Here is an 11,878-nt window from a genome sequence, read left to right on the forward strand (position 1 = left end):
AATTGTCACAGAGTATTGTTTTGCATTTTGGATTTAAGGTCACTATAATAAGATGGACGGTAAAATTAATAGGAAATATTTTACAAGGTATGTCCGGTGTTTTTTCCCATTCAAAATTCTTTGAACCTAATAGAATAAAATCAGGTGATCTATTATGAAACGAGCACGATTAATTTATAACCCGACATCGGGAAGAGAACAGGTCAAGCGCCAGCTGCCTTATATCCTTGATAAATTGGAGAAGGCAGGCTACGAGGCTTCGGCTCACGCGACCTGTGCAGATGAAGGAGATGCGACAAGAGCAGCGACACTCGCAGTTGAACGTGAATTCGACCTTGTCATTGCAGCAGGCGGGGATGGAACGATCTACGAAGTCATCAATGGCATCGCAGAGCTTCCGAACCGGCCGAAGATGGGGATCATCCCAGCAGGGACAACGAACGATTTTGCACGTGCCCTTGGCGTTCCTCGTACCATTGAGAAGGCTGTTGAGGTTTTATGTGATGGTATCGATATCCCAGTCGATATCGGCCGCGTCAACGGAAAATATTTCGTCAACATCGCTGGCGGCGGGAAGCTGACAGAGCTGACATATGCTGTCCCGAGTCAGATGAAAACGATGATCGGCCAGCTAGCGTATTATTTGAAAGGGATGGAGATGCTTCCTTCGATTCGTCCGACCAACGTCAAAATCGAATACGATGATAAAGTGTACGAAGGAGATGTCATGCTCTTCCTGGTGGCAAACACGAACTCGGTCGGAGGTTTTGAAAAACTTGCGCCACTCTCTGAATTCAATGACGGGTATTTCGACCTCATCATCTTGAAAAAGGCCAATCTTGCAGAGTTCATCCGAGTCGCTACCCTTGCAATCAAAGGTGATCATATTCGTGACGCTCACGTCATTTACGAAAAAGCAAGGCGCATCAAAATCCATACTGATGAAAAAATGCAGCTGAACCTCGATGGGGAATACGGCGGTATGCTTCCGGGTGAATTCTTAAACCTTAGGCACCACCTGCAGATGATCGTCCCGAAAGAACGATTCGAAACAGGAAATTAAACAGAACCGAACCCGGCCCGCAAAGTCGGGTTTATTTTTATTAATGTAAAGTATTGAATGCTTTCTTCAGTATAAGGGCACAAGCTGACGGCTTCGGAAGCAATATACCGCAAGGAGGATAAGCAATCGCTTTTTCGAGGAACGAATGATAAAGCCAACGCCTATTGCTTGGCTTTGTCAAGGTTTTTACGTTTAGGAAAATGGAAATTAGGTCCAAAGAATCAAATTGCTCAAGATAGGGTTAAAATTGCTCAAGCTGAGATGATTTTTGCTCAAGATAGGGTTAAAATTGCTCAAGCTGAGATGATTTTTGCTCAAGATAGAGGTGAAATTGCTCAAGCGGTTCTCAAATTTGCTCAAATCAGCAAAAATTTGATTCTGTAGAAGTCGTTTTCTTAACGAGACGCGACTCCAACACAACATTTTGAGAAAAAACCATGATTTTTCTCAAAATGTTGTTAAGTTTTCAAGAGACTCAGACATGTTTTGGACAGCTACATTTTCAATACTTAAAGAAAGTAATAATACTTTCTTCAATATCAGCGCAACTAATCGCTCAACCCACGCACAAGGCTAGGCTTTGCTAATTTTTCTTTATATAGGGAGGGGAACTTCATGAAATCAGAAAAGGAAAAGATGCTGGAGGGCGAAATGTATGCCCCTGCAGATCCAACGCTCATCAAAGAACGGGAGAACGCCCGCAGATTGACGAGATTGATCAATGAAACGACCGAAACGGACAAGCGGATCTCCCTTTTAAAAGAACTGTTCGGATCGACCGGGGAGGAAATCTTTATCGAACCGAGCTTCCGATGTGATTACGGCTCGAACATCCATGTGGGAGAAAACTTTTTCGCGAACTTCGACTGCGTGATTTTAGACGTGTGCAAGGTGACGTTCGGAAACAATTGCATGCTCGCGCCTGGCGTACATATATACACAGCGACACACCCGCTCGATCCTACAGCGAGAAACTCTGGCAAGGAGTATGGAAAGCCCGTGACGTTCGGCGATAACGTCTGGATTGGAGGCGGTGCGATCATCAACCCTGGATTGACGATTGGGGATAACGTCGTGATCGCTTCCGGTGCAGTTGTGACGAGGGACCTACCAGACAACGTCGTAGTCGGCGGCAACCCTGCAAAAATCCTTAAAGAAATCGATGTTTAATTTTAAGCGATACTCTGTGTGCAGGTGGGTCATACTAGTTCATGTATAGAACATGAAGGAGGCTCATCAGTATGGCTGATAAAGAAAGACTTAATGAAGAAGCGGCACAGAACAACAACCTGGATGCGGCAACTCTCAAAAATGACGTAGAGCTTTCAGAAGAATTGCAGGATAAAAGAGTTGAAAAAGAAGTGGATCCGAAGAGGATCAAGCGGAGCTGAAACGCACAAGGACTGACCGTCTGATAGGTTTGGGATAAAAAATGATTTTCAGAGGTAGTCTAAGAACAATAAAAAATCCAAGTCAGGTGAAAAAAATGTTCAAGAAAAAACAACGTAAAATACAAACGTTGAATTTGACCCTCATCGGAATGACCTTCAGTGTTCTGCAAACTTTATGGCTATATAGCAATATCCGGGATATCAAAAACAGATTAAAGTAGTGGTAGGATTTTATGCCTGATTTTACACAGCCTGATTCAAACTCTTCAAAAAAGGTTAGAGTAATAAAAGAATCAAAACTTGAGGAGGATCTCCATGGCTGTTGACTCGATTGATTCACAGAATAATATTACATATTTTAACCGGAATATTTGGTCGGGGTTCCTGTTCGGGCTTGGTCTAGTCGCTTTCATTGATGAAACCATCTTCCACCAACTGCTGCATTGGCACCATTTTTATGATAAAACGACACTCTCTATGGGTCTGATTTCTGATGGTTTGTTCCATGCGTTCAGCTGGTTTGCCACAATTGGAGGCTTGTTCATGTTAGCCGACCTGAAACGCCGAGGCGCTTTTGTCTTTAAAAGATGGTGGGGCGGAAGCATGCTAGGCGGCGGTGCATTTCAATTCTATGATGGAATCGTCCAGCACAAAATCATGAGGATCCACCAAATCCGGTACGTCGACAATGTGTACATTTATGACTGGGTTTGGAACATCATTGCGGTCATCATGATCATTGTCGGTGGAATGCTCATCAACCGGACAAGCAAGGAATACCGTAGAAAACTGGAAGGGACACAAGCGTGATGGAAGGGCATATGCATCAAGAGACTGGCGCGCAGATTGTATTGATGCTCCCGTTTTTGCTCATGATCGGTTCCTATATTTGCGCTGGAATCTTCTCGAATCGTCATTATAAAGCGTGGCCCGTAACCCGTTATGTTTTTTGGACAGTAGGGATTCTTTGTGCCGTAGTAGCTGTTGTCGGTCCTATCGCAAATAGAGCTCATGAGGATTTTACGATGCATATGACGGGGCATCTGTTGCTTGGAATGCTTGCGCCCCTTCTTATTGCGATTGCAGCACCAATCACACTGATTTTACGGATATTGAAAGTAAAATGGTCGAGAAGGATATCGCGCTTGTTGAAGAGCCGATTTTTGCATGTGTTAAGCGATCCGGTAGTTGCCACCTTGCTCAATGTAGGAGGGTTATGGCTACTATATACAACTGATTTATATTTGGCAATGCAACATAGCTTGTTTTTGCATGTGCTTGTGCATTTGCACGTCTTTTTAGCGGGTTACATTTTCACAGTTTCGATGATTTATATCGATCCGACATCTCATCAGAGAAGCTTCATTTATCGAGGTATCGTGCTGGTATTCGCTTTAGGAGGGCACGGGATCCTATCGAAGTATATCTATGCTTACCCACCTGCGGGCGTCCCTCAGGAGCAGGCGGAATCGGGCGGAATGCTGATGTATTACGGCGGTGACGCAATCGATATCGTGCTGATCACGATTTTCTGTTACCAATGGTACAAAGCTTCAAGACCGCGGACTACGTCTACCTTTCAACCACAGTATAACTAGAGGACCACGGAAATCCCTGAATATGGTACTATGAAAGTAAAAACGGGGGAGATTATGTGATTGTTTCAGGAATGTGGTTTGCAGGGTTTTTAGGAATGGCAATCCTTTATCTAATCATCTATTATGCTGTCCGAAATGGTGTGGACGCCTCTAATTTGAGATCAGAACTTCGTGAAACAGAAAACAGCTTGAAGGTATCAGCAAAAAGATTGAATCATAGAATTCAAGTCAATATAGTTGAACCAATACAAATGTGCCCAGGCAAATGATCAAAAACCAGTAGGCCATGTCTCGCTTTGACTTTCGATATACAGCATGGATGAGAGAGCCTACCGCATAGCTGCCTAAGAGTACAATCATCAGATACGAAGCCACCTCCGAATCCGTCTGCATGTAAATGAACAGAGAGATTGCATAAGCGATCAAGATGGCTACTGTTATGTAGGTTCTAAGATTCACACGATCCCTCCTAAAAAGATTCGTATTCCTCTGAGGTTTCCTCCTTTGTCTTCGAGGAGTAATAGACTCGGACGATCAACAGCATAAACAGGGAGATCCCCACAATCGTAACACCAAGCCCGCCATATCCCATTCCTGACCAGCCCTTGATGAATGCGATGCTGTAGACAATCAACGTTGCGCCGAGCTGGAAAATGGTATAGGGCAGGATGTACCAGCGTAATTTTTTCGGAAAATAGATGACCAACCAGCTGAAAATGATCCAACTGAAACTGATAAAGGTCAGTAATACGATATCTGTCATGACTGTATCCCCCTAGTCGCTTTTCGCTGTCTGTTTTTTCATATAAAAGGATAAGCTGAATGGAATGAGCGGTGCGATAGCGATCCACCAAAGGCTAGGTGAACCGAGGAAATACAAGGCAGGCAATGTTAGTGAGAATCCGCTGATCATCATCCAGAAAGAATTCCGGCTCATCACAGAAAAAAGAAATAAAAACAACGATACGATGGTGCAGCCCCAAAAGATGATACCAACCCAATAAAAACCCATCAAAACCGCCTCCTGTTATTGACATTATATACCTTTTATGCGGACTTATCATGAAATTTGAAGAGAATTATCATCAAAAAGCGGGGCACCCTTATAGTTGATACATAAAAAATGAGGTGGCTCTATGACGTTCACAGAACTAATTTTCAGATTAGCTTTATCGTTCCTGGTTTTATGGGCGATGACGAGGATCATGGGACGAAAAGAAATCAGTCAGATGACTTTCCATAATTTCGTATCAGCCATAGCAATAGGGACGATTGCCGGATCCCTCGCGATGGATGAAATGTTAAGCATCCAGAATGGTGTGATGGCTTTAGTCGGATGGACAGTTTTCACGGTTTTGTTCGGGTTTATGGATATCAAATCAAAGGGAGCCCGCAAGCTCCTTAATGGTGATCCAATTGTTGTAATGAAGAATGGAAAGATCATGGAGGATTCCCTTCGGAAAACGAGGCTGGATGTGGATTCGCTTAATACCATGCTCCGAAAGAAAGGGATTTTCACGCTATCTGATGTAGCTTTTGCGATCTTTGAAACAGATGGCACATTATCCGTCATGAAAAAAGAGAGTAAGCAACCCCTGACACAGAGCGATATGAACTTATTTCAACCGAGTAGGAGCAGTTCAGTCGGTACAGAAGTGGTGTCAGACGGGAAAATCAATGAAAGCAATTTATCTAAACTGCACCTCGATAAAGCTTGGCTCGGCCAAAAGCTCCGGGATTCAGGTGTTCAGGAGATATCTGAAGTCTTTTACGCAGAAGTACAGCAAGACGGAACACTATACATCGATAAATACGATGACAACGTCGATTATTAAACCAATAGTGCCTGGCACCGATTTGAAACCCAGATCTACCAAGGGGTCTGAATCGGTGCCAGGCACTTTTTGTAATCCCTTGGGGCGCAAGGGCTGAATTTCGGTGCCTGTTACAGTGAAAGAGGATTGGGGCTCTCGACAATCTCCGTAGAAGTTCAATCAAGGGTTTGATTAAGCTGGTGAAATCTTTGTTACAGACCGTATTTTCATTTCAAACAAACGTTTGATTAAGGCGCGAAATCGTATCCGAAAGTGTAAATTTTCACCTTTGTGACATGATTTGCAAGAGTTTCAAACAAACATTTGATTAATGAGGTGAACACATTGCAATACGCAAGAAGTGAATTTCAAACAAACGTTTGATCAAATATTTGGAAGGAATTTTCAGCTCACAGTGGAACTAGTTTAGCTGCGGGAAGAATATGAATTTAAAAAACACAGAAGGAATCAAATGAAAAGGAAAACTTAACAGGAAGTGTACCTGGCACCGATTTCAATCGTTGATGTACCAGGGGTTTTGAATCGGTGCCAGGCACTTTTTGTAATCCCTTGGGGGACAAGGGCGAAATTGTCGTGCCAGGCACCCGAAAAGTTCCGCTGCTGAAATTTTGAAATTCATTTGAACTTTTTGAGGGGATGGTGACTCTAAGGTGTAGTGGAGGAGGGGGAGAGCCTTTGGAGATTGAGAAACTGGTGCGCAAAGCACAAAAAGGGGATAAAGAAGCGCTGTTACAGCTTGTCTTAGCAGAAAAAGATCAGTATTACAGATTAGCATATACCTATTTACGCCACGAAGAGGATGCGATGGATGCACTTGAAGACATGATCGTCATCCTTTATGAGAAGATCAACACTCTGAAAAAACGAGGTTCCTTTTATAGCTGGAGCAAAACCATCCTCGTCAATCGCTGCCGCGACATTCTTAGAAAGCGGAAAAAGACGACGGTTATGGAAGAAATCGATGGGCCAACCAATGCACACGAAGGTGAGCGAACCATACATCAATTGGATGTCCAAAAACATTTAGGCAAATTAAGCGTCGATCAGCAAGAAGCGATACAGCTTCGTTACTGGCTTGATTACGACTATGAAACGATCGCGAAACTAACCAAAGTCCCGATCGGCACGGTAAAATCAAGAATCTCATTCGGACTGAAGAAGCTGAAGGAACTCCTTGGAGGTGAATATCTATGAGCAACCTGGAAAAGAAACTGAAGGAAGACGGAGAAAACATCCATTCTATGAAAGCACCGGATGGTCTTGAAGATCGACTCAGAAATAGACTCGATATGGAGCCTCCGAAAATGCCGAAACGGTGGAAGCGGCCTTCTCTCATCGCTGCCTCGCTCATTTTCATTCTCCTATTCACATATCAATTTGACACGATGGCTTACTACGGTAAGAAAATTCTTGGTTTCGACCACGTGCTGACCGATTCCTTGAGTGATCTGAATGAACAAGGAAAAGGCCAGGTGATTGATAAAAGTACTGAGCTTCCTAATGGCATTCAAGTCACTGTCGACGGACTCATGCTCGATAAGAATCGACTGATCGTCATGTACACCGTTTTTGATCCGAGGAAAAATATAGAACATAAGTTTTCGGATTTTAACATAAAAATGGAAAGCTTCTTTGGACAGATCATTGACACGTCAGGATTCGGCACAGTGAATGACGATAATACGAAGATGTCGTTCGTCCAATCCTTCGAACCACCGAACCCGTTTGTGAAAAATATTGACTTCCATATCAGAATGGACCAAGATCCATCTCAAGCTGCGACGATTTCGTTCGAACTGGACCGTTCAAAAGCTTTGATGACGAAATACGATCTGAGAATGAAAGAGACACTGAAAACAGATACAGCGACCTATGAATTCGAAAAGTTGACGGCGACCCCAACGCAAACGGTCATCAAAGGTAAAATAAACGTCAAGAACCAGAAAGTATGGAATGAAATGGGGATGGGACATCTGGCATTTCAATATATTTTGAAAGCAGATAATGAAATGATTCGCCCGCAAGGATCAGGAATGACGTCCAGCATTGGCGGATACACGTTTGACTTGGAGTTCGATCCACTGCCTGAAGATGTTGAAAACGTGACTCTCATACTTGAAAGGGACTTGAAGATCCACGAATCGGATGAAAAAATCAATCCTGGTGAGGATAGCATCCAATTAGCAGGCGAAAACCTCACAATTGGAGAAATCAATGTAAAAGAAGGTAAGACAGAAATGATCTTGAATACACCTGAACACTTCAGTGTCCTTGAGGCAAGGCTTGAGGGAGAGGGAGGTACAGCATCTCTTGATACATCATATGACAAATCGTTCGATAAAACGGAAGACGGTTTGGAAAAACAGCACGTGCTTGTTTTCGACGGTGAAATAACAAAAGTGGAGATGTTGACGATCACCAAATACGTTACCGCAGAACCATCCGACAAAGCCATTCAAATCACAGGCCGATAAAGCGATTCTCCTATTTTTATTACCACTGACAGGAATTCTATTTTCTATGTCGTAAGTTACCAAAGGGATGATCAACAAGAGGTTAAAACATCAATACGTCCTACGAAAAAATTTTAGGAGGAACTGAGATGAACAACACCTTATTGGAAGCAGTGAAAACATTGTTGGCAGAAACATTCGATGGGCCGGAAAAAAACGAAAGCTGGTACACGGAGGCGAAACCAGGTAGCGGGATCTTCGGGACACTTGATAGACTATCGGCAGAGGAAGCGTCCATACCGATCCAGGGAACGACGATTGCTGCTCACACGGATCATACTCGCTATTACCTATGGGTGGCGAACACCTACATGAAAGGTGAAAAGCCGAACTCGAACTGGGAAGAATCATGGAAAATCACTTCTGTTGATCAGATGACATGGCAACGATTTAAAGATGAACTCAATATGGAATACAAAACGGTACTAGAAAAAATCGAACGGTTGGATACGATAGATGAACAGACCGCTAATGGATTGTGTGGCATATTGGCCCACTCCGCATATCATCTCGGGGCCATCCGGCAAATGGTCAAAGTCATTAAAGTCCCAAGCGAAACCACAAAATAAAATACTATAGTAGAAACACACCCGGTGCCAGGCACGACAATTTAACCCTTGGGCCCCAAGGGATTTAAATTGGTGCCTGGCACCATTTTCTATAGAGATGAAACTTTTGGCTTATTGGTTCGTAGGTAATAGTACTCGAAAAAGGCGGGAGAGGATTCGCATGCAAGTGACGACGGAACAGATCAAACAAATGTTAAAAGAAGATGAACAACTACTAGCGACAAGACGTTGTTCTTTACTCACCTATATATTCACGTTCACACCGAGACCTGGTGTGCTTGCTGCAACAACTGAACGGCTTATGTTCGTTGGCGATTATCTGATCCAGCCTGGTGAACTGGTTGAAACCTACGATTATACAACGATACAAAAATTCCAACTGAAGAAGGGTCTTTTCTACCCGCGTTTTTCCTTGAAGGTGAAAGGCGACCAGGTACAGTTCAAATATCTATCCGATAGCCAACCTCAGGCTTTCATTGAATTGGTCAACGCACAACGGAAGCATATGAGTTAAGCACAATAATGGAAGTGTGAGTATGCTTCGAATCAACAAAGGTTACAATTCAGCTGAAATTTCCTATTAAAAAGTGGATTAACCTTCTTCATTTCAGGGTATAGATACATGACTTTGTAAAGGAGGAAGAGTTATGTCAACTCTACATACCTTAATCTTAAATTGTTCACTGAAAACGAAAGAGAACATCTCTCATACACAAGCATTGACCAATTATTCACTTGAAATTTTGCAGGATCACGACGTTTCTTTCGAAATGCTATGGCTTGCGGATTATAATATCGGCTATTCGACGAACGATGAACCTGGACTTGAAGACGATTGGCCACAGATTTTTGAAAAAGTGAAGGCAGCAGACATCGTCATTTTCGCGACACCGTTATGGATTGAAGAAAAGAGCAGTATTGCGGCACTTGTCATCGAGCGGCTCTATGCGGAAAGCGACAACACGATCGAAAATGGACCTTCACTCTTCTACAACAAGGTAGGTGGTGTGCTCATCACAGGAAACGAAATCGGCGCCAAACCTGCTGCCCAGTCGATCCTGTATGCACTCTCCCATATCGGCTTTACAATTCCGCCGAATGGTGATTCGTATTGCATTTGCAACGATTGCGAAACAGCAGTCGATGCAACCGCGATTAAAAAAATGAGCAACAACCTCGTGTACTTCGCCGGGCTTTTGAAAGATTATCCGATCCCAGCTGAAGAAAGTCCGCTCGAGCAAGTTTAGATGCAGTATAAGCTCCCGTTTTGGGGGCTTTTTTTCACTGTAAGATTGCCTCTGTCACAGGAAAGTAGACGCGATCCAAAAGCTTCCTTGTCATAAAGATACTGAACGCTCAACAGAACGCGTTTGACCGGTTTAAATTAGAGGACAACTGTTCCTTTATTCGGGTGGAATACCCCCGGATGTTTCTAGTTTCAGGCAAATAAGGTCGCTGGTGTCCTCTAATATTTTCAAGATGGGGGATTTGAAGCTAATAAGGTCGCTGATGTCCTCTAATTTTATCAGTGAAAAATTTTCGTACTTTACAGAAGGCACATCTTTCACCAAAGCTCGACTTTGCCAGGATTTCTTTTTATACTTGTAAAAAATTCCACCATCTAGTAAGCTATAGATAAACTATTTGGAGTGAAAGGATTTAGGTTACCTGTATGCCAACATACTCTTTGTAATGGAAAACATTTTGGATATGGACACTCTCGAGGCGGTCTTTTTGAAGGCTTGCTGAACGGGAGTAGTCTGTCAAAATCCCATTACAAAGGAACGTAACCAATATCTGCAGCATGCATGATATAGGGGTTCCCTTAAGGGGGCCTCTTTTTTGTTGGGTTAAAAAACGTCATACTGCAAGACCTCCAAATAGAAGCGTTACGTTTCCTCACATCCCAAAAGAGGTGAAGGAAATGCAGAAGGTCCGATTGACCTGGAAGCTTCAAGAAATAAATGACAATATCGTCGAAAGACATTGCAGCAATTGCGGCAAGACTGTCCGATTCACGGATACGATGATCCGCCGCCACAACGCGAACGGAAAGAACATCTACCGGTTCGCCATCTACAAGTGTGATAAGAATCACACCTGGAACAAAAAGCTCGAAATCTATCAAGCCTATACCGATCATGCAAGAGTGGTGGAGGAACAACCAGAACAACCGAGCCAGCTCAGTGAAATTAAAATAAAAGACTACCAGACAAACGGAACTGATAAAATCACGATCAAGCTCTCAGACGTACAAGGAAGGTTCCGTCTCGATAAAATCATAGCCGATCAAATTGAAGACTGGAGCCGGACTGAAGTCACCCAAAGGATTCATGAAGGCAGGATCCTCCTCAATGATGAGCCAGCCAAGCCTTCATCCAGACTGAAAACAGCGGATCAAATAACAATCGATCTATAAGACAATCAGGTCCCCCTGTCCATCACAGGGGGGGCTTTTCCTTTCCAAAGAATTTGATTGTTTCGGATAAACAGGACCATAACATAAAAAGGGCAAGCCATTTATGCCTGCCCTCGTTGATTAATATTATGATAGCTTATCAATCCATCCACCAAATGTATATGGATATCACGCCAATTCCCCCAAATAACAAATAGAGATAACCGAGAATCGAGCTATTTCTATTCTTGACTTCTTTAAATCCTAAGTAATAAAATCCTAAACCAATCACGATGATCGTTAATACGATTCCTATAACTTTAAACATAATCATAAGTGATCAAACCCATTCTCAATTATTTATTAGACGCGGTGATAGTAAGTACTTGTTAGATTTGCAAACTACACTTAGTAAACGACTAGAAAATTCGACTGCTTTCCTCACTCCTCTGCTAGTTTAATAGACCATTAGAATCACTGAAGTTCCTTGAAATGGATTTGTTTCTTTATT

The 11,878-nt window shown here is 43.0% G+C and carries 16 protein-coding genes; 13 read left to right on the forward strand and 3 right to left on the reverse strand.

Annotated elements, in window-relative coordinates:
• Positions 1-154: 154 nt before the first annotated feature.
• The 6 genes from N8M93_RS19745 to N8M93_RS19770 all read left to right on the forward strand — a co-directional run bounded on the left by N8M93_RS19745 (position 155) and on the right by N8M93_RS19770 (position 4,052).
• Positions 155-1,063 (forward strand): diacylglycerol kinase, encoded by a 909-nt coding sequence (locus N8M93_RS19745; protein ID WP_261134350.1) that lies wholly within the window; start codon positions 155-157, stop codon positions 1,061-1,063.
• A 174-nt stretch (positions 1,064-1,237) separates the two neighbouring features.
• Positions 1,238-1,447 carry a hypothetical protein gene (locus N8M93_RS19750; RefSeq protein WP_261134351.1) on the forward strand — a complete coding sequence of 70 codons (210 nt, stop codon included), beginning with the start codon at positions 1,238-1,240 and terminating at the stop codon, positions 1,445-1,447.
• A 231-nt stretch (positions 1,448-1,678) separates the two neighbouring features.
• A complete protein-coding gene (locus N8M93_RS19755; RefSeq protein WP_261134352.1) occupies positions 1,679-2,233 on the forward strand; it encodes a maltose acetyltransferase domain-containing protein in 555 nt (184 codons plus the stop codon).
• Between the two features lie 71 nt (positions 2,234-2,304).
• Positions 2,305-2,454, forward strand: a complete 150-nt coding sequence (locus N8M93_RS19760) for a hypothetical protein (protein WP_261134353.1) — start codon at positions 2,305-2,307, stop codon at positions 2,452-2,454.
• Between the two features lie 315 nt (positions 2,455-2,769).
• Positions 2,770-3,264 (forward strand): DUF2243 domain-containing protein, encoded by a 495-nt coding sequence (locus N8M93_RS19765; protein WP_261134354.1) that lies wholly within the window; start codon positions 2,770-2,772, stop codon positions 3,262-3,264.
• Positions 3,261-4,052 carry a cytochrome c oxidase assembly protein gene (locus N8M93_RS19770; protein ID WP_396125737.1) on the forward strand — a complete coding sequence of 264 codons (792 nt, stop codon included), beginning with the start codon at positions 3,261-3,263 and terminating at the stop codon, positions 4,050-4,052. The genes N8M93_RS19765 and N8M93_RS19770 overlap by 4 nt, the downstream gene beginning before the upstream one ends.
• Before the next feature lie 228 nt (positions 4,053-4,280).
• Here the strand turns inward: N8M93_RS19770 and N8M93_RS19775 are convergent, their stop codons facing one another.
• Genes N8M93_RS19775 through N8M93_RS19785 form a run of 3 tightly spaced genes read right to left on the reverse strand, consistent with a single transcriptional unit; the run spans position 4,281 to position 5,064 of the window.
• Positions 4,281-4,511 carry a hypothetical protein gene (locus tag N8M93_RS19775; protein WP_261134355.1) on the reverse strand — a complete coding sequence of 77 codons (231 nt, stop codon included), beginning with the start codon at positions 4,509-4,511 and terminating at the stop codon, positions 4,281-4,283.
• A 10-nt stretch (positions 4,512-4,521) separates the two neighbouring features.
• Positions 4,522-4,815, reverse strand: a complete 294-nt coding sequence (locus N8M93_RS19780; RefSeq protein ID WP_261134356.1) for a hypothetical protein — start codon at positions 4,813-4,815, stop codon at positions 4,522-4,524.
• A 12-nt stretch (positions 4,816-4,827) separates the two neighbouring features.
• Positions 4,828-5,064, reverse strand: a complete 237-nt coding sequence (locus tag N8M93_RS19785) for a hypothetical protein (RefSeq protein ID WP_261134357.1) — start codon at positions 5,062-5,064, stop codon at positions 4,828-4,830.
• Between the two features lie 124 nt (positions 5,065-5,188).
• On the opposite strand from N8M93_RS19785, the gene N8M93_RS19790 reads away from it, so the two are divergent.
• From N8M93_RS19790 to N8M93_RS19820, 7 genes are all read left to right on the forward strand, one after another.
• Positions 5,189-5,887 (forward strand): DUF421 domain-containing protein, encoded by a 699-nt coding sequence (locus N8M93_RS19790; RefSeq protein WP_261134358.1) that lies wholly within the window; start codon positions 5,189-5,191, stop codon positions 5,885-5,887.
• A 675-nt stretch (positions 5,888-6,562) separates the two neighbouring features.
• On the forward strand, positions 6,563-7,081 hold the full coding sequence (locus tag N8M93_RS19795) for an RNA polymerase sigma factor (protein ID WP_261134359.1): 519 nt from the start codon (positions 6,563-6,565) through the stop codon (positions 7,079-7,081).
• Positions 7,078-8,361 carry a DUF4179 domain-containing protein gene (locus tag N8M93_RS19800; protein ID WP_261134360.1) on the forward strand — a complete coding sequence of 428 codons (1,284 nt, stop codon included), beginning with the start codon at positions 7,078-7,080 and terminating at the stop codon, positions 8,359-8,361. The genes N8M93_RS19795 and N8M93_RS19800 overlap by 4 nt, the downstream gene beginning before the upstream one ends.
• Before the next feature lie 128 nt (positions 8,362-8,489).
• Entirely contained in the window at positions 8,490-8,969 is a 480-nt protein-coding gene (locus N8M93_RS19805) for a hypothetical protein (RefSeq protein WP_261134361.1), read from the forward strand.
• A gap of 160 nt (positions 8,970-9,129) precedes the next feature.
• Positions 9,130-9,483, forward strand: coding sequence for a PH domain-containing protein (locus tag N8M93_RS19810; RefSeq protein ID WP_261134362.1), 354 nt, complete (start codon positions 9,130-9,132; stop codon positions 9,481-9,483).
• Between the two features lie 133 nt (positions 9,484-9,616).
• Entirely contained in the window at positions 9,617-10,216 is a 600-nt protein-coding gene (locus N8M93_RS19815) for a flavodoxin family protein (RefSeq protein ID WP_261134363.1), read from the forward strand.
• A 677-nt stretch (positions 10,217-10,893) separates the two neighbouring features.
• On the forward strand, positions 10,894-11,388 hold the full coding sequence (locus tag N8M93_RS19820; RefSeq protein WP_261134364.1) for a S4 domain-containing protein: 495 nt from the start codon (positions 10,894-10,896) through the stop codon (positions 11,386-11,388).
• Positions 11,389-11,878: the final 490 nt, after the last annotated feature.

Origin of the sequence: Bacillus sp. Marseille-Q3570 (assembly GCF_946151055.1) — a bacterium.
Taxonomy (GTDB): Bacteria; Bacillota; Bacilli; order Bacillales; family Fictibacillaceae; genus Pseudalkalibacillus.

Excerpts from the sequence above, each read along its gene's own strand:
- N8M93_RS19745 (WP_261134350.1), top strand. The coding sequence starts at position 155 with ATGAAACGAGCACGATTAATTTATAACCCGACATCGGGAAGAGAACAG.
- N8M93_RS19755 (WP_261134352.1), top strand. The coding sequence starts at position 1,679 with ATGAAATCAGAAAAGGAAAAGATGCTGGAGGGCGAAATGTATGCCCCT.
- N8M93_RS19760 (WP_261134353.1), top strand. The coding sequence starts at position 2,305 with ATGGCTGATAAAGAAAGACTTAATGAAGAAGCGGCACAGAACAACAAC.
- N8M93_RS19765 (WP_261134354.1), top strand. The coding sequence starts at position 2,770 with ATGGCTGTTGACTCGATTGATTCACAGAATAATATTACATATTTTAAC.
- N8M93_RS19780 (WP_261134356.1), bottom strand. The coding sequence starts at position 4,815 with ATGACAGATATCGTATTACTGACCTTTATCAGTTTCAGTTGGATCATT.
- N8M93_RS19785 (WP_261134357.1), bottom strand. The coding sequence starts at position 5,064 with ATGGGTTTTTATTGGGTTGGTATCATCTTTTGGGGCTGCACCATCGTA.
- N8M93_RS19790 (WP_261134358.1), top strand. The coding sequence starts at position 5,189 with ATGACGTTCACAGAACTAATTTTCAGATTAGCTTTATCGTTCCTGGTT.
- N8M93_RS19800 (WP_261134360.1), top strand. The coding sequence starts at position 7,078 with ATGAGCAACCTGGAAAAGAAACTGAAGGAAGACGGAGAAAACATCCAT.
- N8M93_RS19805 (WP_261134361.1), top strand. The coding sequence starts at position 8,490 with ATGAACAACACCTTATTGGAAGCAGTGAAAACATTGTTGGCAGAAACA.
- N8M93_RS19810 (WP_261134362.1), top strand. The coding sequence starts at position 9,130 with ATGCAAGTGACGACGGAACAGATCAAACAAATGTTAAAAGAAGATGAA.
- N8M93_RS19815 (WP_261134363.1), top strand. The coding sequence starts at position 9,617 with ATGTCAACTCTACATACCTTAATCTTAAATTGTTCACTGAAAACGAAA.
- N8M93_RS19820 (WP_261134364.1), top strand. The coding sequence starts at position 10,894 with ATGCAGAAGGTCCGATTGACCTGGAAGCTTCAAGAAATAAATGACAAT.